The organism is Variovorax sp. E3 (assembly GCF_016082275.1).
Taxonomy (GTDB): domain Bacteria; phylum Pseudomonadota; class Gammaproteobacteria; order Burkholderiales; family Burkholderiaceae_C; genus Variovorax.
This window is the reverse complement of record NZ_MOWM01000003.1, coordinates 74,111-93,907: the sequence shown is the minus strand read 5'-3', so window position 1 is coordinate 93,907 and position 19,797 is coordinate 74,111. Positions and strand designations below refer to the sequence as shown.

Here is a 19,797-nt window from a genome sequence, read left to right as displayed (position 1 = left end):
AGGCAGAAACGGGCGCGCCCCGGTGGAGGCCACCGGGGCGCGGTCCCGTCGGGGAATTACTTGGTGCTCACGACCTTCGCCGTCTTCAGCAGCTCGTCGGACAGCGTCACGCCTTGCAGCTTGGCCGCGCCGGGGTTCACCACCAGCTCGAAGTTGGTGCTGGTCTGCGAGGCGATGGTGCCGGGCTTTTCGCCCTTGAGGATGCGCACCACGATCTTGCCGGTCTGGCGGCCGATGTCGCTGTAGTTCAGGCCCAGGGCCGCCACGGCGCCGCGCTCGACGGTGGCCGTGTCGGCCGCCACCACGGGCAGCTTGGCCTGCTGGGCGACCTTCACGATGCCCTCGAAGGCCGAGACCACGTTGTTGTCGGTGGGCGTGTAGATCACGTCGGCCTTGCCGACCAGGCTCTGGGCGGCGGTGGGCACGTCGACCGTGCGGGCGGCGGCGGCTTCGACCACGGTCATGCCGGCGGCCGAGGCGGCCTTCTTCAGCGAGTCGACGATGGCCACCGAGTTGGCTTCACCGGGGCTGTAGATCACGCCGATGCGCTTGGCGTTGGGCACCACCTGCTTGATGAGGGCGATGTGCTTTTCCAGCGGCGACAGGTCCGACACGCCGGTCACGTTGGTGCCGGTGGCGTCCCAGTTCTTCACCAGCTTGGCGGCCACCGGGTCGGTGATGGCCGAGTACACGACCGGAATGGTCTTGGTGGAGGCCACCACGGCCTGCGCCGACGGCGTGGCGATGGCCACGATCACGTCGGGCGCATCGCCCACGTACTTGCGCGCGATCTGCGCGGCGGTGCCGACGTTGCCCTGTGCGCTCTGGTAGGTGAACTTGAGGTTCTTGCCTTCTTCGTAGCCGGAAGCCTTCAGCTCGGCCTTCACGCCGTCGCGCACGGCGTCCAGCGCCGGGTGCTCCACGATGGCCGTCACGGCCACCGACTTGGTGTCGGCCGCGAACGAAGGCGCGGCGGCCAGCATGCCGAGGGCCAGGGCCACTGCGCTGAAGGGAGTGCGAAGCAAAGCGTTTTTCACGTGAGGGTCTCCGGAGAGGAATGGATGTGTCTGAGGTCTGAGTGAAGCCGCCGGCGGAGCCGGGGCCTGAGATCCAGCGGGCCGGAATTGCAGCGTGCAGTTCCGGCAGCTTTGGAGTCTAGATCGTACTTTGCACAATTAAGGTGCATCAAAGGCCCGGACTTACCCCGCTTTGCGCCATAAAATTGCATCTGATTGGTGCATTGGGAGACGAAATTGCATGAGATCGAACTCGACCGGATCGATCGGCGGATTCTGGAGCACTTGCAGGTGCACGGCCGCACGTCGAACCTGGAACTGGCCGAAGCGGCCAACCTTTCGCCCGCGCAGTGCCTGCGGCGCCACCGGCGGCTGGAGGAGCTGGGCCTCATCCACGGCTATGCGGCGCGGCTGAACGCGCGCCGCGTGGGGCTGGGCGTGATCGCCTTCATTCACGTGACCATGGCGCGCGGCCATGTCGACGAGCTGCCCAAGTTCCAGGACCTGATCTCCGACATGAAGCAGATCCTGGAGTGCTACTCGGTGACGGGCGACTTCGACTACGTGCTCAAGGTCGTGGCGCAAGACCTGGAGTCGCTCTCGCAGTTCCTGATGCACACGCTGATGCACATGCCGGGCGTGTCGGCGGTGCGCTCCAGCGTGTGCCTGAACGAGATCAAGTTCACCACGGCCTTGCCGCTGGAGTGACGACAGGGCGTCAGCCCGGCATGCCCGGAATCGGCGAGGCGGGCGACGAGGGCACCCCGGGCGTGGGAAGCGGCTCGGGCGTGGCGGCCGCGGCCATCACCATCGTCGGCACCGCCAGCGGCAGCGAGGCCTTCTTCAGCTCGTCGAGGATCACGAACAGCAGGTCGCTGCGCACGCCGCCCGCGAGCCGGGGGCTCGCCACGTAGGCGATGGCCTGGAAGATCAGCAGCCCGTTCTCGATGCCTTCGAGCGTGAGCGAAGGCGCCGGTGTCTCCAGCACGCCCTCATGCGCCTTGCAGGCCGCCAGGATCAGGTCGCGCACGCGCTGCGCGTCGGTGGTCAGCGGCATCGGCAGGCGGATCAGCACGCGGCCCTCGGCGTTGGCCAGCGTCATGTTGCGCACGGTCTTGGTGATGAACTCCGAGTTCGGCACGATCAGCGTCGAGCGGTCGCCCAGCTGGATCTCGGTGGCGCGCACGTTGATGCGCCGCACGTCGCCCTCGGCCGTGCCCAGCACCACCCAGTCGCCCACCTTCACCGGCTGCTCCGCCAACAAAATCAGCCCCGAGATGAAGTTCTGCACGATGCCTGCAGGCCGAAGCCGATACCCACCGACAGCGCGCTCGCCACCCACGCGATGCGCTCGATGCCGATGCCCAGCGCCGACAGCGTGAACGCGATCACCAGGATCCCGCCCACGTAGCCCAGCAAGGTGGTGATCGAGCTCTGCATGCCCGGCTCGAATTGCGTGTTCGGCAGGTAGCTGCGCGTGAGCCAGCGCTTGAACACCCGCAGCAGGATGAAGCCCACCACCGCCACGCTCAGCGCGCTCAAAATCGCGCCCGGCACCAGCTGGAACTCGCCCACCTTCACGCCGGTGCCCAGCTTGCCGCTGCGCTGGAACACCTCGCCCGGCGAGGTGCCCAGCGGCGCGGCCAGCGCAATCAGCATGTACACGAACAGCGCCACGCGGCTGATGCCCGACAGCACCGTGGCCGCCTGGTCGAGCGTCTGCGGCGCCAGGCCGAAGCTCTTCTGCAGCCTCTGGCCGAAGGTGCTGCGCGACGACACGATGGCCATGAACACGTCGTCGGCGAACTTGAACAGCACGTAGAAGGCCGCGGCCACGATGCCGGTCCACGTGAGCTGCGAGGCCAGGAAGCTGCCCAGTGCCACGTAGCCCAGCGCCACCAGCACCCAGATGGCGATCATCAGCGCACCGATCAGCGCCACCAGCAGGCCGACCCACATCGGCCGCTCGGGCAGGCCGGCCTCGGGCGCGTCGGCGCGCAGCGCCTTGAGCCGGTAGATCACGGTGCCGACCAGCGCGGTCAGCACCAGCGCCGTCAGCACGTGCGTGGCCACCACGGCCGCGAAGCTGGCGTCGATCAGCGCATTGACCTCGGCCGGCGTCCACGCCAGCGCGGCCACCAGCGCCACCAGCCAGGGCAGGGCGGCGAGCTTGCCGGCCGTGGCGTCGGGAATGGGCGGCAGCCGCCATGACGGGCGCGAGGTGGCCAGCAGCGCGCGGCCCAGGCCGATGACGAAGGCCATGAAAGTCAGCGCCTGCGCCGCCGATTGCAGCGCCTTGCGCGCCTGCGGGTCCCAGGTGGCGTGGGCCTTGAGCACTTCCACGAAGCCGTGCGCGGCCACCGCCACCAGCAGCACGTGGCTGCCCACGATGGCAATCACCAGCAGCGAGCGCCGCAGCCGTCCGGCCGGCAGCAGCCGCGTCGCGAGCCGCGCGAGCACGCGCTCGGCACCCCAGACGCCCAGGAACGCCAGCAGCAGCGCGCCGATCAGCGCCGCGATCACCAGCGTGCGCGACGCCGGCACCAGCGCCTGCTCGAAGCCGTCGTTCAGTGCCGAACCCATGGCCTGCAGCCGCTCGAGGTCGTCGGGCCAGGCGTCCTGCAGGTCGGTCCAGAAGGCGCCCGTCAGCGGCGAGGCCGCGCGCTCGGTGAGCTGGGCCTCGAACATCTCGCGCCGCTGCGACAGCAGATCGGCGCCGCGCTGGCGCACGTCGATCGACAGCAGCTTCGCCAGGCGGATGTCGGCGTCGAGCGCGTTGCGCTCCTTGGTCAGGCGCGCGCGCTGGCGCGTGATGTCGGGGTCTTCGGTGGCGCCGGCGGCCGGCGGGTTGCCGAGTTCGCCGAGGCGGGCGTTGAGGTCGGCGAGGTCGCCGGTGCGCGCGGCCACGAACTTGTCGGCCTGCGCGCCGATGTCGCTGATCTGCGCGAGCTGCTTGCGCGGGTCGTCGTCGGGGCTGCTGGCCGTTGCGGCCGCGATCTTGTTGAACTGCGTGCGCAGCTCGGCCACCGTGGGTGCCGGGGCCGGCGCGGCGGCGGTGTTGGCGCTGTTGTTGGGGTTGCCGCCGTTGCCGGCGTTCATGCTGGCATCGGGCTGCGCGAGCGCGACGCCGCACGTCGACAGGGCCAGCAGGATGGCGAGGCAGTAGCTCGCCAGGCGAGAGGTCCGTTTCATGGCCGCATCATAGAAGCGGCCATGAAGTAAGGGCCTGTAAGAAACGTGCGCCTCAGCCGGCAGGGCTGAAGAGGTCGACGCGGTCGGTGATGATGCCGTCGGTGCCCAGGTCGATGAGGCGCTGCGCGGCCCATTCGTCGTTCACGGTATAGCTCAGCGCGCGCATGCCTGCGCCGTGCACTTGCGCGACCACGCCGGCGTCCCACAGCGCATGGTTGCAGACCACGGCCACGCAACCCAGTTGCACGGCGGTTTCGAGCCAGTCCTTGCGCAGCGCATCGAGCAGCAGGCCGCGCGGCAGTTCGGGCTGCACGGCTTGCGCGCCCTTCAGCGAATCGACCTGGAACGACGTGAGCAGCGGCGGCACGGCCGCGCCCTGCCACAGGCGCGCGGCTTCGCGCGCCACCACCTCGCCGGTCTCGCGCTCCACGCCGGGCGTGGGCTTGATCTCGATGTTCAGCAGGTGGCCGTTGGCCAGGCAGAAGCGCGCGATGTTCTCCAGCGTGGGCAGCGGCTCGCCCGCGAAGGCACGCGAATGCCAGCCCCCCGCGTCGAGCTGCGACAGCGCCTGCCACGGCTGCTCGCCGCCGATGCCCTTGCCGCTGGTGGTGCGGTCGAGCTTGGCGTCGTGCATGAGGAAAGGCACGCCGTCGGCGCTGAGCTTGGCGTCGCACTCGAACATGCGGTAGCCGTGCGCCGCGCCGAGCTTGAAGGCCGCGAGCGTGTTCTCGGGCGCCAGCTTGCCGGCGCCGCGGTGCGCGACCCAGCGGGGGTAGGGCCAGGAATTCATGGTCATCTTTCGGGTGTGCTCCCGGCTTTTTCGCGAGACACCGCGGAACCGGCTTTGCCGGGCCGCTGGTGTCGCCCCCGGTAGGGGGTTGGCGAAGCGACACGAAGTGCGCGCAGCCTGGGGGCGAGCATGATCAGTCCACGCGCTTGCCGGAGCCGGCGTCGAACCAGTGCAGCTTGTCTTCGCGCGCGGCGATCTTCACCGTGTCGCCGGCCACCGGCGGGCGGTCGCCTTCGTCGGTGCGCATGATGATCTGCTCGTCGCCGATGCGGCCGTACACCAGGCGCTCGGCGCCCAGCAGCTCGACCTGCTCGACCTGCACCGTCCAGCCGCTTTCGTCGAGCTTCATGTGCTCGGGGCGGATGCCCAGGATCTGGCCCGGGCGCACGCCCGGTGCGTGCTTGAGCAGGTTCATCGGCGGCGAGCCGATGAAGCTCGCCACGAAGGTGGTGGCGGGGCGCGTGTACACCTCCTCGGGCGTGGCGAACTGGTCCATCACGCCGCCGTTCATCACGATGATGCGCTGCGCCAGCGTCATGGCCTCGACCTGGTCGTGCGTGACGAACAGCGAGGTGATGCCCAGCTCGCGGTGCAGCTTCTGGATTTCGAGGCGGGTCTGCGCGCGCAGCTTGGCGTCCAGGTTGGACAGCGGCTCGTCGAACAGGAACACCTTGGGCTGGCGCACGATGGCGCGGCCCATGGCCACGCGCTGGCGCTGGCCGCCCGACAGTTCGCGCGGCTTGCGCGCGAGCAGGTGGCCCAGCTCGAGGATCTTGGCGGCCTTGTCGACGCGCGTCTTGATCTCGGGCACCGGCACCTTGAGGATCTTCAGGCCGTAGGCCATGTTGTCGAAGACCGTCATGTGCGGGTAGAGCGCGTAGTTCTGGAACACCATCGCGATGTCGCGCTCGGAGGGCTCGAGGTTGTTCACCACGCGATCGCCGATGCAGATTTCGCCGGCCGAGACTTCCTCCAGGCCGGCCACCATGCGCAGCAGCGTCGACTTGCCGCAGCCCGAGGGCCCGACGATGACGATGAACTCATGGTCGGCGATTTCGGCGCTCACGCCGTGAATGACCTGGTTGGCTTTCGGCCCGTGGCCGTAGCGCTTGATGACGTTGCGTAGAGAGAGAGCAGCCATTTTTCGTTCGTTCTGCGTTTATTTGTCGGTATCGACCAGGCCCTTGACGAACCACTTCTGCATCAGCACCACCACGATGCCCGGGGGCAGCATGGCCAGCACGGCGGTGGCCATGACCACGTTCCAGTCCACCGGCGATTCGCCGTTGCCGGTCATGGCCTTGATGCCCACCACGATCGGGTACATGTTCTCGCTCGTGGCGGCGATCAGCGGCCAGAGGTACTGGTTCCAGCCGTAGATGAACTGGATCACGAACAGCGCCGCGATGCTGGTCTTGGACAGCGGCAGCAGGATGTCCTTGAAGAAGCGCATGGCGCCCGCGCCGTCGACGCGCGCGGCTTCCACCAGCTCGTCGGGCACCGTCAGGAAGAACTGGCGGAACAGGAAGGTGGCCGTGGCCGAGGCAATCAGCGGCACCGAGAGCCCGGCGAAGGTGTTGATCATGCCCAGGCTGGCCACCACCTGGTACGTCGGGCCGATGCGCACTTCCACCGGCAGCATCAGCGTGATGAAGATCAGCCAGAAGCACAGGCTGCGCAGCGGGAAGCGGAAGTACACCACCGCGAACGCCGACAGCAGCGAGATGCTGATCTTGCCGAAGGTGATGATGAAGGTGATGACCGTGCTGACCCAGATCATGCGGGCCACCGACACGTTGGTGCTGGTGCGCCCGCCGCCCGTGAGCGCGGCCTTGTAGGTTTCCCAGAAGTTGCCGCCGGGCAGGATCGGCATCGGCGCCTGCATGATTTCCTGTGGCGTGTGCGTGGAGGCCACGAACGCCAGGTAGATCGGGAAGACCACCAGCAGCACGCCGAAGATCATGATCGCGTGCGCGAGGATGCCGAGTGAGGCGCGTCGCTCAACCATGGCGGGCCTCCGTGGTGGTGGAGTTGAATTGCATGAGGGCGGAGGTCATCAGTACTGGACCTTCTTTTCGACGTAGCGGAACTGCAGCACCGTGAGGCAGATGACGATGGCCATCAGCACCACGGACTGCGCGGCGGCGCCGCCGAAGTCCATGCCGCGGAAGCCGTCGAAGTACACGCGGTACACCAGCGTGGCGGTGTCCTTGCCGGGGCCGCCCTGCGTAGTGGCGTCGATGATCGCGAAGGTGTCGAAGAAGGCGTACACCATGTTGATCACCAGCAGGAAGAAGGTGGTGGGGGTGAGCAGCGGGAACTGGATGGTCCAGAAGCGGCGCATCGGGCGCGCGCCGTCGATGGCGGCGGCCTCGATCAGCGACTTCGGGATCGACTGCAGGCCCGCCAGGAAAAACAGGAAGTTGTAGGAAATCTGCTTCCACACGGCCGCCATGACGACCAGCGCCATCGCGTCGCCGCCGTTCAGCAGGTGGTTCCAGCTGAAGCCCATCTTCTTGAGCCAATAGGCGACGATGCCGATCGACGACGAGAACATGAACGACCACAGCAGGCCGGTCACCACCGGCGCCACCGCGTACGGCAGGATCAGCACGCTGCGGTAGAAGCGCGAGCCGCGCACCACGCGGTCGGCGAACACGGCCAGCACCAGCGCGATGCCCAGGCCCAGCACGGTGACCAGCGTCGAGAAGATCAGCGTGGTCTGGAACGAGGCCATGTAGGTGCTGTCGTTCCACAGCGCCACGAAATTGTCGAAGCCCACCCAGGTGACCGAGTTGCCGAAGGCATCCTGCTGCTGCAGCGATTGCACCAGCGCCTGACCGGCGGGCCAGAAGAAGAAGACGCCGACGATGATCAGCTGGGGAGCGAGCAATGCCCAGGGCAGCCAGCTCGAGCGAAAAAGGACGCGTTTTTCCATGGGGGGCGTTCAGGTCAACAGACACATAAGCAAAGAGCCAGCACTGCACGGGGCAGGCTGGCTTGCGATCTTAAAACGAACCGAAACGAACATTCGTTCGCGCCGGTTGGCCGGGTGCAGAGCTTACTTGTTTGCGGCCTGGAATTTCACCAAAAGTTCGTTGCCGCGCTTCACGGCGCTGTCCAGGGCTTCCTTCGGGGTCTTCTTGCCGGTCCAGATCAGTTCGGTTTCCTCGTCCTCGATGGCGCGGATCTGGGGCAGGTTGCCCAGGCGCACGCCGCGCGACTTGTCGGTGGTCTTCTTGATCATCTGGTTCACGGCCACGTCGGTGCCCGGGTTTTCCTTGTAGAAGCCGGCCTTTTCGGTCAGCTCATACGAGGCCATGGTGATCGGCAGGTAGCCGGTGCGCATGTGGCTTTCCGACTGCACCTTGGGGCTCGACAGGAAGGTGAAGAACTGGGCCACGCCCTTGTAGTGGTCGGCCGACTTGCCCGACATCACCCACAGGCTGGCGCCGCCGACGATGGTGTTCTGCGGTGCGCCCTGCACGTCCGGGTAGTAGGGCAGCGCCGACTCGGCGAACTTGAACTTGGCGTCGCGCTTCACGCTGGCGTAGCTGCCCGACGAGCCGATGAACATCGCGCATTCACCCGAGGTGAACGACGTGATCGGCTTGCTGGCGCGGCCCTTGTAGACGAACAGGCCTTGCTTGGCCATGTTCGACAGGTTCTCGAAGTGGCGAACGTGCAGCGGCGAGTTGAATTCCAGGCGGGCGTCCAGGCCGCCGAAGCCGTTGTTCTTGGTCGCGTACGAGGTGTTGTGCCAGGCAGAGAAGCTCTCCAGCTGGGCCCAGCTCATCCACGAGGTGGTGAACGGGCACTGGTTGCCGCTGGCCTTGAGCTTGGCGGCGGCCGAGACGACTTCAGGCCAGGTGGCGGGCGCCTTTTCGGGGTCCAGGCCGGCGGTCTTGAAGGCGTCCTTGTTGTAGTAGAAAACCGTCGTCGAGCTGTTGAACGGGAACGACAGCATCTGGCCGTTGGGGGCCGTGTAGTAGCCGGCCACGGCGGGGATGTAGGCCTTGGGGTCGAACTTCTGGCCGCCTTCCTTCATGACGTCGGCCACGGGCTTGATGGCGCCCTTGGAGTACATCATGGTGGCGGTGCCCACTTCGAACACCTGCAGGATGTCGGGCGCGTTGCCCGAGCGGTAGGCGGCAATGCCGGCGGCCATCGACTGGTCGTATTCACCCTTGTAGGTGGGCACGACCTTGTACTCTTTCTGGCTCTCGTTGAATTGCTTGGCGAGGTCGTTGACCCAGTCGTTCAGGGCACCGTCCATCGAGTGCCACCACTGGATTTCCGTCTGGGCCTGGGCGAGAACTGGCACGGCCAGGGTAGCGGCCAGCGCGGAGGCGATGGCGAGCGTCTTGAAGCGCATGAAAAAGACTCCTGAGAGGGGGATTTGAGACCCGCGATATTAGGTTACGAATGTGAACGTTTCGCGGCGGTTGTTTTCGCATGAACGCGATTTAGCTCAAACCGGGGAAACCCTTTTGACCGTCCGCGCTCCCGTTTGGTGCGCCGCTTGCTGCGCTGCACCATGCTAGCCTTCGGGCATGAGCAAAACCTCTCTCGACAAAAGCAAGATCAAGTTCCTTCTTCTTGAAGGCGTCCATCCTTCGGCCATCGAGGTGATCCGGGGTGCCGGGTACTCGCAGATCGAGACCCTGCCCAAGGCCTTGCAGGGCGAGGAGCTCAAGGCCAAGCTGGCCGACGTGCATTTCCTGGGCATCCGTTCGCAGAGCCAGCTCACGGCCGACGTGCTGTCGGCCGCGCCCAAGCTGGTGGCGGTGGGGTGCTTCTGCATCGGCACCAACCAGGTCGACCTGGACGCGGCCCGTGAGCGCGGCGTGGCGGTGTTCAACGCCCCCTATTCGAATACCCGCTCGGTGGCCGAGCTGGTGCTGGCCGAGGCCATCCTGCTGCTGCGCGGCATTCCCGAGAAGAACGCGCTGGCACACCGCGGCGGCTGGCTCAAGTCGGCCGTCAACTCGCACGAAATTCGCGGAAAAACGCTGGGTATCGTGGGTTATGGCTCCATCGGCACGCAACTGTCGGTATTGGCCGAGGCGCTGGGCATGCACGTGGCCTTCTACGACGTGGTCAGCAAGCTGCCGCTGGGCAACGCCCGCCAGGTGCCCAAGCTGCACGACCTGCTGGCCCAGAGCGACATCGTGACCCTGCACGTGCCCGAACTGCCGTCCACCAAGTGGATGATCGGCGAGGCGGAAATCGCGGCCATGAAGCCGGGCGGCATCCTGATCAACGCCGCGCGCGGCACCGTGGTCGAGATCGAGGCGCTGGCCAATGCCATCAAGGCCAAGAAGCTCTGGGGCGCCGCCATCGACGTGTTTCCGGTCGAGCCGGGCAGCAACAAGGACGAGTTCGTTTCGGCGCTGCGCGGCCTGGACAACGTGATCCTGACCCCGCACATCGGCGGCTCCACCATGGAGGCTCAGGCCAACATCGGCGGCGAGGTGGCCGAGAAGCTGGTCAAGTACAGCGACAACGGCACCTCCATCTCGTCGGTCAACTTCCCCGAGGTGGCGCTGCCCGCGCACCACGGCAAGCACCGGCTGCTGCACATCCACAAGAACGTGCCGGGCGTGCTGTCTGAGATCAACAAGATCTTCTCGGACAACAACATCAACATCGCCTCGCAGTACCTGCAGACCAACGAGAAGGTCGGCTACGTGGTGATGGACATCGACGCCGCCTCGTCCGACCTGGCGCTGGAAAAGCTGGCCAAGGTGAACGGCACCATCCGCAGCCGCGTGCTGTTCTGAACCGGGTTTTCCGGTGGTGCGGGGCCCGGGGCGCCCCCACCACCGCCGCGCTTAGCACAAGGCCGTAGCAGGCGCCACGAGGCAAGACCCCAAGCGCTGACCTAAAATCCTCAGCCCGGCTGAATGGGCGCGCAGTGCCTGGCCGTGGCGCCACCCCCGATGAATGCTCCGACCGCGTTGAACACGCTGTTGTCACAGGCCGCAGAGCCCGTGCGACTGCGCGAGATCCCGTACAACTACACCAGCTTCTCCGACCGCGAGATCGTGATTCGCCTGCTGGGCGAACGCGGCTGGGACCTGCTGCAGACCCTGCGCGCCGAGCGCCGCACCGGCCGATCGGCCCGCATGCTCTACGAGGTGTTGGGCGACATCTGGGTGGTGCAGCGCAACCCCTACCTGGTCGACGACCTGCTCGACAACCCGCGCCGCCGCGGCCAGCTGGTCGATGCGCTGAAGCACCGCCTGAGCGAGGTCCAGAAGCGCCGCACCCCCGACAGCGACCTGCCGCGCGACCAGCTCGTGGGCGAGCTCACCGGACTGGTGGGCGACGCGGTGGCGGCCTCGATACCAAGTTCCGCGACGTGGCCGCCCTGCGCCGCAAGGCCACGCGCGTGCTGCGCCGGCTCACGGCCAAGGACAACATCAAGTTCGACGGCCTGTCGCGCGTGTCGCACGTGACCGACGCCACCGACTGGCGCGTGGAGTACCCCTTCGTGGTGCTGTGCCCCGACACCGAGGCCGAGATGGCGCTGCTGGTGAAGGGCTGCATCGAGCTGGGCCTGACCATCATTCCGCGCGGGGGCGGCACCGGCTATACCGGCGGCGCCATTCCGCTGACCTGGAACAGCGTGGTCATCAACACCGAGAAGCTCGAGGCGATGACCGAGGTCGAGCACATGCCGCTGCCCGGCCTGGCCGACCCCGTGCCCACCATCTGGACCGAAGCCGGCGTGGTCACGCAGCGCGTGGCCGACGCGGCCGAGCGCGCGGGCTTCGTGTTCGCGGTCGACCCGACCTCGGCCGAGGCCTCGTGCGTGGGCGGCAACGTGGCCATGAACGCAGGCGGCAAGAAGGCCGTGCTGTGGGGCACGGCGCTGGACAACCTTGCCTCGTGGCGCATGGTGACGCCGCAGGCCGAATGGCTCGAGGTCACGCGCATCGGCCACAACCTGGGCAAGATCCACGACGCCGAAAGCGCCGTGTTCGAGCTGCAGTACTACGCCGCCGACGGCAAGACCAGGCTGCGCACCGAGCGCCTGGACATCCCCGGCCGCACCTTCCGCAAGGAAGGCCTGGGCAAGGACGTGACCGACAAGTTCCTCTCGGGCCTGCCGGGCATCCAGAAAGAGGGCTGCGACGGCCTCATCACCAGCTGCCGCTGGGTGGTGCACCGCATGCCGGCGCACACGCGCACCGTGTGCCTCGAATTCTTCGGCAACGCCAAGGACGCGGTGCCCAGCATCGTGGAGATCAAGGACTTCATGTTCGCCGAGCAGAAGCGCTCGGGCGTGCTGCTGGCCGGCCTCGAGCACCTGGACGACCGCTACCTGAAGGCCGTGGCTACGCCACCAAGTCGAAGAAGCACGGCGGCCTGCCGAAGATGGTGCTGTTCGGCGACATCGCGGGCGACAACGCCGACGACGTGGCGCGCATCACCTCGGAAGTGGTGCGCATCGCCAACTCGCGCAGCGGCGAAGGCTTCATTGCCATCAGTCCCGAGGCGCGCAAGAAATTCTGGCTCGACCGCAAGCGCACGGCCGCCATCAGCAAGCACACCAACGCCTTCAAGATCAATGAAGACGTGGTGATTCCGCTGCCGCGCATGGCCGAGTACAGCGACGGCATCGAGCGCATCAACATCGAGCTGTCGCTGCAGAACAAGCTCGCGCTGACCGACGAGCTCGAAGCCTTCCTCACGCGCGGCAACCTGCCGCTGGGCAAGACCGACGACGCGCACGAAATCCCGGCGGCCGAGCTGCTCGAAGACCGCGTGACGCAGGCCGTGGCGCTGGTGCACGAGGTGCGCGCGCTGTGGGCCGGCTGGCTGCGCAATGTCGACGCGCAGTTCGCGCAGCTGCAGGACCACACGCTGCGCGCGAGCTGGAAGACGCAACTGCGCCAGCCGCTGCAGGAGATTTTCTCGGGCGCCGAGTTCGCGCCCATCCTGGCCGAGTGCACGGCCATCCACAAGCGCGTGCTCAAGGGCCGCGTGTGGGTCGCGCTGCACATGCACGCGGGCGACGGCAACGTGCACACCAACATTCCCGTGAACAGCGACAACTACGACATGCTGCAGACCGCGCATGCCGCGGTGGTGCGCATCATGGCGCTGGCGCGCAGCCTCGACGGCGTGATCTCGGGCGAGCACGGCATTGGCATCACCAAGCTCGAGTTCCTCAGCGACGAAGAGCTGCGTCCGTTCACCGAGTACAAGGCCAAGGTCGACCCCGAAGGCCGCTTCAACAAGGGCAAGCTGCTGCGCGCGCCGGCCGGCAAGCCCGAGACGCTGCATGCCGACCTGACCAACGCCTACACGCCGAGCTTCGGGCTCATGGGCCACGAGTCGCTGATCATGCAGCAGAGCGACATCGGCGCCATTGCCGACAGCGTGAAGGACTGCCTGCGCTGCGGCAAGTGCAAGCCCGTGTGCGCCACCCACGTGCCGCGCGCCAATCTGCTCTACAGCCCGCGCAACAAGATCCTCGCGACCTCGCTGCTGGTGGAGGCCTTCCTCTACGAAGAGCAGACGCGGCGCGGCATCAGCATCAAGCACTGGGAAGAGTTCGAGGACGTGGCCGACCACTGCACCGTGTGCCACAAGTGCCTCACGCCGTGCCCGGTGAAGATCGACTTCGGCGACGTGTCGATGAACATGCGCAACCTGCTGCGCAAGATGGGCCAGAAGAGCTTCCGCCCCGGCAACGCGGCCGCGATGTTCTTCCTGAACGCAACCAACCCGCAGACCATCAAGACGATGCGCGCGGGCATGGTGGGCGTGGGCTTCAAGGCGCAGCGCCTGGCCAACGACCTGCTGCGCGGCCTGGCGAAGAAGCAGACGGCAGCGCCGCCGGCCTCGCTGGGCGTGGCGCCGATCAAGGAGCAGGTGGTCCACTTCATCAACAAGAAGATGCCGGGCGGCCTGCCCAAGCAGACGGCGCGCGCGCTGCTGGACATCGAGGATGCCGACTACGTGCCGATCATCCGCAACCCGAAGGCGACCACGCCCGAAACCGAGGCGGTCTTCTACTTTCCGGGCTGCGGCTCGGAGCGGCTGTTCTCGCAGGTGGGCCTGGCGACGCAGGCCATGCTGTGGCATGCGGGCGTGCAGACCGTGCTGCCGCCGGGCTACCTGTGCTGCGGCTATCCGCAACGCGGCAGCGGCCAGTTCGACAAGGCCGAGAAGATGATCACCGACAACCGCGTGCTCTTCCACCGCGTGGCCAACACGCTGAACTACCTCGACATCAAGACGGTGGTGGTGAGCTGCGGCACCTGCTACGACCAGCTGCAGGGTTACCAGTTCGACAAGATCTTCCCTGGCTGCCGCATCATCGACATCCACGAGTACCTGCTCGAAAAGGGCATCACGCTGGCCGATGCGGGCGGTGGCGGCTACCTGTACCACGACCCCTGCCACTCGCCGATGAAACAGCAGGACCCGATGAAGACGGTGAAGGCGCTGGTCGGCGACAACGTGCTCAAGAACGACCGCTGCTGCGGCGAGTCGGGCACGCTGGGCGTGTCGCGGCCCGACATCTCGACGCAGATCCGTTTCCGCAAGGAAGAGGAGCTGAAGAAGGGCGAGGCCGCATTGCGCGACAGCGGCAAGGTCGGCGAAAAGGACAACGTGAAGATTCTCACCAGCTGCCCGAGCTGCCTGCAAGGCCTCTCGCGCTACGGCAACGACCTGAACAACGGCCTGCTCGAAGCCGACTACATCGTGGTCGAGATGGCCAACAAGATCCTCGGCGCCGACTGGATGCCGACCTACGTGGCCGCCGCCAACCAGGGCGGGATCGAGCGGGTGCTGGTGTGACGGCCGCGATGCAGCAAGGCTGCGTGCTGTGCGAGGGCGCGGGCGGTCGCCTCGTGTTCGAGGGCGCGAAGCTGCGCGTCATCCATGCGCAAGAGGCGGGCTTTCCGGCCTTCTACCGCGTGATCTGGCGCGAGCATGCGGCGGAGTTTTCCGATCTCGACGCGGCCGATCGCGTGCTGTGCATGGAGGCGGTGGCCGTCGTCGAACAGTGCCTGCGCGAGCACTTGCGCCCGACCAAGATCAACCTCGCCGCGCTCGGCAACATGGTGGCGCACCTGCACTGGCACGTGATCGCGCGCTTCGCCGATGACAGCCACTTTCCGGGCTCCGTGTGGGCTGCCGTTCAACGCGAACGCAGCGCCGCGCGCGAGGCAGAAACCACTGCGCGCCTGCCGGCCGCCGAGGCTGCGATGATCGAACGCTTGGGCAACAGGAGTTTCTGATGGCAGGCTTGAAACCGGGCGCACCGACGCCGCAATCGATCACCGTGCACGGCCAGTCGCGCGTGCTCGAAGTGGGCTTCTCGGACGGCGCGAGCTTTCGGATTCCCTTCGAGCTGATGCGCATCTACTCGCCTTCGGCCGAGGTGCAGGGCCACGGCCCGGGCCAGGAAATCCTGCAGACCGGCAAGCGCAACGTCGATCTCGTCGACCTCGAGGCCGTCGGCAACTACGCCGTGCAGCCGACCTTCAGCGACGGCCACAACACCGGCATCTACTCGTGGGACCTGCTCTACGAACTGGGTGAGAAGCAGGCCGAGCTGTGGGCCACGTACGAGCACCGCCTGGCTGAGGCGGGCGCGATCGCGACACGCCGATGGTCGAAGCCGGCGGTCACGGCTGCAGCAGCCACTGAGGCCTGCGGCAGGCACCCGAAAATCCGCGCGGTGCTCCTGAAAACATAGCCCTACGCCCAGGAAGGGCGCGCGAAAAAAGCAACAAATGTCCGCCGTGCGCGCGGGGTCGTCGGCTTGATGTGAAGGCTTCCGGCCTAACATCGGTTGCATGAGTACCACACACTTCGGCTTCGAAACAGTCGACGAAACCGAGAAGGCGCAACGCGTTCGCGGCGTCTTCGATTCGGTTGCCTCGCGCTACGACATCATGAACGACCTGATGTCGGCGGGCCTGCACCGCGCCTGGAAGGCGTACACCGTGATGGTCGCGAATGTGGGCGAAGGCTCGCGCGTGCTCGACATCGCGGGCGGCACCGGCGACCTCGCACTGGCCTTCGCCAAGAAGGTCGGCGCCACCGGCCAGGTGGTGCACACCGACATCAACGAAGCCATGCTGCGCACCGGCCGCGACCGTCTGCTGGACGCCGGCGTGTCGCTGCCCACCATGGTCTGCGACGCCGAGAAGCTGCCCTTTCCCGACAACCACTTCGACGTGGTCACGGTGGCCTTCGGCCTGCGCAACATGACGCACAAGGACATCGCGCTCAAGGAAATGAACCGCGTGATCAAGCCGCGCGGCAAGCTGCTCGTGCTGGAGTTCTCGAAGGTCGCCAAGCCGCTCGCCAAGGCCTACGACTGGTACTCCTTCAACGTGCTGCCGCGCCTTGGCAAGCTCGTGGCCGGTGACGACGCGAGCTATCGCTACCTGGCCGAATCCATCCGGATGCACCCCTCGCAAGAGGAACTCAAGACCCTCATGAAAGAGGGCGGTTTCGGACATGTGGACTATCACAACATGACGGGGGGAATCGCTGCCCTCCATGTTGGAATCAAGTGTTGATGAGGCGAATCTTTCGCTCAAGAGGAGACGACATGAAGAGTTTGGGTTCTTTGTTTTTGGCGGTCGCGTTGGTGCTGGGCAGTGTCCAGGCCGAGGCTGCCCGCATGGGCGGCGGCAAGTCGGTGGGACGCCAGTCCTCCAACGTGACGCAACGCCAGGCCACGCCGCCGGCAGCGCCCGGCGCACCCGCGCAGCAGAACGCGTCGAGCGCGGCAGCGGCCAAGCCGGGTGCGGCCGCGGCGGCAGCGGCACCGAAGCGTCCGTGGGGCGCGATGCTCGGCGCCTCGCGGCCGGCCTGGGTCTCGCATGGCTCGCGCATTCGCTGGGCCTGGGTGCCGGCTTCGGCAACATCCTGCTGATCGGCCTGCTCGTGCTGGCCGGCGTGGTGGTGTGGCGCATGATCAAGGCGCGCTCGCAGCAAGCCTCGGGTGCCAACCGCCAGGGCGGCTTCGCGTTCCAGGGCGCGGGCGCCAGCCCGAGCAACGCCACCGCACCGGCGCAGTACAGCCCGGCCAACGTGGGCAACGACGCATCGGCCCGCCCGTGGGAACGCAGCGCGACCTCGTTCGACGCAACGCCTGCTGAAGGCGACCGTCACGGCAGCAGCCTCTCGGCGGCCGGCGCGGCAGCCGGCGGCAGCATGATCGGTTCGGCGCTCGGTGGTTCGCAGTCGTGGGGCATTCCCGCCGGCTTCGACGTCGAGGGCTTCCTCGGTGCGGCCAAGCGCAACTTCGTGACCCTGCAGGACGCATGGGACCGCGCCGACGTGTCGATGCTGCGCTCGATGATGACCGACAGCATGGTCGACGAAATCCGCTCGCAGCTGGCCGACCGCGCCAGCCACACGGGTGGCGCCTCGAACAAGACCGAAGTGGTCATGCTCGACGCCAAGCTGCTGGGCATCGAAGAGCTGCCCGACGCCTACATGGCCAGCGTGGAGTTCTCCGGCATGATCCGCGAAGACGCCTCGGCGGGCCCGGGCCCGTTCCGCGAAGTCTGGAACATGACCAAGCCGACCAGCGGCACCAGCGGCTGGCTTGTCGCCGGCGTGCAGGCACTACAGTAAAACCGGGTCGCGGCCGCGCCCGGCCGCGACACAGACGGGATAATGGGGACTATGGCCACACCATCGTCCCCTTTTTCTTTTCTCGGCGACCTTTTCAATCGCATCGGCGAACGCCTCCAGCCCCCGGATTGGGCAGTCCACGAGATCCAGCACCGCGCGGTCCTGTTCCTGAACCACGTGCTGCAGCAGGAGCCCGAGGCCCAGCAGCGGTTGCTGCGCCAGCAGGGCAGGGTGGTGCGCTTCCAGTGGCGCTTCGTGACCATGCAGCTGGTGTCCACGCCGGCCGGCCTGCTCGACCTGGCCCCTGAAGGCGCGGAGCCCGAGCTCAGGCTCACCGTCACCGACGAATCCCCCTTCGACATCGCCCGCGCCACGCTGCGCGGCGACAAGCCCTCGGTGCAGATCGTCGGCGACGTGCAACTGGCGGCCGAGGTCAACTGGCTGGTCGACCACGTGCGCTGGGACATCGAGGACGACCTGGCCCGCGTGATCGGCGACGTGCCCGCGCACACCCTCGGCAACGCCGTGCGGCGCGTCGCCGGCGCGCTGCGCCAGTTCGTCGGCAACCGCGCGGCCGGCAAGGCCGGCGGTTCGGCGGGCACCTTCGAATGAGGCGCTTCTACCGCGGCCTGTTCATCGTCTGGGTCGCGCTGCGCTACGGTCTCGACGAGCTCGTGCTCACGAGCTTCCAGAAGCCTTGGCTGCGCGTGGTGGCGCGCATCGTGTCCTTCGGGCGCAACCTCGACGCGCCGCGCGGCCAGCGGCTGCGCGAGGCGCTCGAGCGGCTCGGCCCCATCTTCGTCAAGTTCGGCCAGGTGCTGTCGACCCGGCGCGACCTGCTGCCGCCCGACATCGCCGACGAACTCGCGTTCCTGCAGGACCGCGTGCCGCCGTTCCCCTCGGCCGTGGCCATCGCGACCATCGAGCGCGCGTTCCGCCGCCCGGTGAGCGACGTGTTCATCCAGTTCGACGAAACGCCCATTGCCAGCGCATCGATCGCGCAGGTGCACTTCGCGACCATCCGCACCAACGCGGGCGAGGTGCGCGAGGTCGCGGTCAAGGTGCTGCGACCCAACATGCGCGGCGTGATCGAGAAAGACCTGGCGCTCATGGCCATGATGGCCGGCTGGGTCGAGGGCCTGTCGGCCGACGGCAAGCGCCTGAAGCCGCGCGAGGTGGTCGGCGAGTTCGACAAGTACCTGCACGACGAGCTCGACCTGGTGCGCGAGGCCGCCAACGCGGCCCAGCTGCGCCGCAACATGGCCGAGCTCGACCTGGTGCTGATCCCCGAGATGTTCTGGGACTTCTGCCACCCCGAGGTCATCGTGATGGAGCGCATGAAGGGCGTGCCCATTGCGCAGATGGAGCGCCTGCGCGCGGCCGGCGTCGACATTCCCAAGCTGGCGCGCGACGGCGTCACGATCTTCTTCACGCAGGTCTTTCGCGACGGCTTCTTCCACGCCGACATGCACCCCGGCAACATCCAGGTGAGCCTGGCGCCCGAGACCTTCGGGCGCTACATCTCGCTGGACTTCGGGATCATCGGCACGCTCACCGAGTCGGACAAGGAATACCTCGCGCAGAACTTCGTGGCCTTTTTCCGGCGCGACTACAAGCGCGTGGCCGAGCTGCACCTGGAAAGCGGCTGGGTGCCGGTGGGCACGCGCATCGACGAGCTGGAGGCGGCCATCCGCACGGTGTGCGAGCCGTACTTCGACCGGCCGCTGAAGGAACTGTCGCTGGGCATGGTGCTGATGCGCCTGTTCCAGACCTCGCGCCGCTTCCACGTCGAGATCCAGCCGCAGCTGGTGCTGCTGCAGAAGACGCTGCTCAACATCGAGGGCCTGGGCCGCAACATCGACCCCGATCTCGACCTGTGGGCCACGGCCAAACCCTTCCTGGAGAAGTGGATGGTCGACCAGATCGGCCCGAAGAAGTTGCTGCAGCAACTCAAGGCCGAGGCGCCGCGGTACGCCAAATTGCTTCCTCAATTTCCGCGACTTTTGCACGATTTCCTGGAAAATCGCCCCGCCGACAACCGGCGCGAACTGCTCGAACTGCTGGCCGAGCAGAAGCGCACCAACCGGTTGCTGCAGACCATCGTCTACGGTGGCATAGGTTTTGTATTGGGGTTGCTCGCCATGCAATTGCTGGTGCGCGTGCGTTTGTTCTAGAGGA

The 19,797-nt window shown here is 66.9% G+C and carries 12 protein-coding genes and 4 pseudogenes; 9 read left to right on the top strand and 7 right to left on the bottom strand.

Going from position 1 to position 19,797, the window contains the following annotated elements; genetic code table 11:
* Positions 1–56: 56 nt before the first annotated feature.
* Positions 57–983: an ABC transporter substrate-binding protein gene (locus BMG07_RS01865; protein WP_269758550.1), complete on the bottom strand. Its 927-nt coding sequence runs from the start codon at positions 981–983 to the stop codon at positions 57–59.
* 270 nt (positions 984–1,253) lie between these two features.
* Between BMG07_RS01865 and BMG07_RS01860 the strand changes: the two genes are divergently transcribed.
* Complete coding sequence (locus BMG07_RS01860) at positions 1,254–1,724, top strand: Lrp/AsnC family transcriptional regulator (RefSeq protein ID WP_198082919.1); 471 nt, start codon at positions 1,254–1,256, stop codon at positions 1,722–1,724.
* Between the two features lie 10 nt (positions 1,725–1,734).
* On the opposite strand, the pseudogene BMG07_RS01855 reads toward BMG07_RS01860, so the two are convergent.
* From BMG07_RS01855 to ugpB, 6 genes and pseudogenes are all read right to left on the bottom strand, one after another.
* Positions 1,735–4,208, bottom strand: a pseudogene (locus BMG07_RS01855) (DUF3772 domain-containing protein).
* Between the two features lie 52 nt (positions 4,209–4,260).
* Positions 4,261–5,004, bottom strand: coding sequence for a glycerophosphodiester phosphodiesterase (gene ugpQ / locus BMG07_RS01850; protein WP_198082918.1), 744 nt, complete (start codon positions 5,002–5,004; stop codon positions 4,261–4,263).
* A gap of 127 nt (positions 5,005–5,131) precedes the next feature.
* Entirely contained in the window at positions 5,132–6,139 is a 1,008-nt protein-coding gene (gene ugpC, locus BMG07_RS01845; protein ID WP_198082917.1) for a sn-glycerol-3-phosphate ABC transporter ATP-binding protein UgpC, read from the bottom strand.
* Positions 6,140–6,157: 18 nt separating this feature from the next.
* Complete coding sequence (ugpE, locus tag BMG07_RS01840; protein ID WP_198082916.1) at positions 6,158–7,006, bottom strand: sn-glycerol-3-phosphate ABC transporter permease UgpE; 849 nt, start codon at positions 7,004–7,006, stop codon at positions 6,158–6,160.
* A 48-nt stretch (positions 7,007–7,054) separates the two neighbouring features.
* The gene (gene ugpA / locus BMG07_RS01835) at positions 7,055–7,936 is read right to left on the bottom strand and encodes a sn-glycerol-3-phosphate ABC transporter permease UgpA (protein WP_198082915.1); all 882 of its coding nucleotides are present in this window, start codon (positions 7,934–7,936) and stop codon (positions 7,055–7,057) included.
* A gap of 123 nt (positions 7,937–8,059) precedes the next feature.
* Positions 8,060–9,373, bottom strand: a complete 1,314-nt coding sequence (gene ugpB / locus BMG07_RS01830) for a sn-glycerol-3-phosphate ABC transporter substrate-binding protein UgpB (protein ID WP_198082914.1) — start codon at positions 9,371–9,373, stop codon at positions 8,060–8,062.
* Between the two features lie 178 nt (positions 9,374–9,551).
* Here ugpB and serA point away from each other — a divergent pair, with 178 nt between their 5' ends.
* The 8 genes and pseudogenes from serA (at position 9,552) to ubiB (ending at position 19,793) form a co-directional block, all read left to right on the top strand.
* A complete protein-coding gene (gene serA, locus BMG07_RS01825) occupies positions 9,552–10,781 on the top strand; it encodes a phosphoglycerate dehydrogenase (RefSeq protein WP_198082913.1) in 1,230 nt (409 codons plus the stop codon).
* Positions 10,782–10,940: 159 nt separating this feature from the next.
* A pseudogene (locus tag BMG07_RS01820) lies at positions 10,941–14,817 on the top strand (DUF3683 domain-containing protein).
* 8 nt (positions 14,818–14,825) lie between these two features.
* Positions 14,826–15,260, top strand: coding sequence for an HIT family protein (locus BMG07_RS01815; RefSeq protein WP_198082967.1), 435 nt, complete (start codon positions 14,826–14,828; stop codon positions 15,258–15,260).
* Positions 15,260–15,672, top strand: a pseudogene (locus BMG07_RS01810) (gamma-butyrobetaine hydroxylase-like domain-containing protein). Before BMG07_RS01815 ends, BMG07_RS01810 begins: the two are co-directional and overlap by 1 nt.
* 149 nt (positions 15,673–15,821) lie before the next feature.
* Positions 15,822–16,553: a bifunctional demethylmenaquinone methyltransferase/2-methoxy-6-polyprenyl-1,4-benzoquinol methylase UbiE gene (gene ubiE, locus BMG07_RS01805; protein ID WP_198082912.1), complete on the top strand. Its 732-nt coding sequence runs from the start codon at positions 15,822–15,824 to the stop codon at positions 16,551–16,553.
* A 32-nt stretch (positions 16,554–16,585) separates the two neighbouring features.
* Positions 16,586–17,619: pseudogene (locus BMG07_RS01800) on the top strand (Tim44 domain-containing protein).
* A 51-nt stretch (positions 17,620–17,670) separates the two neighbouring features.
* Positions 17,671–18,231, top strand: a complete 561-nt coding sequence (locus BMG07_RS01795) for an SCP2 domain-containing protein (protein WP_198082911.1) — start codon at positions 17,671–17,673, stop codon at positions 18,229–18,231.
* On the top strand, positions 18,228–19,793 hold the full coding sequence (gene ubiB, locus BMG07_RS01790; RefSeq protein WP_198082910.1) for a ubiquinone biosynthesis regulatory protein kinase UbiB: 1,566 nt from the start codon (positions 18,228–18,230) through the stop codon (positions 19,791–19,793). The genes BMG07_RS01795 and ubiB overlap by 4 nt, the downstream gene beginning before the upstream one ends.
* Positions 19,794–19,797 lie beyond the last annotated feature (4 nt).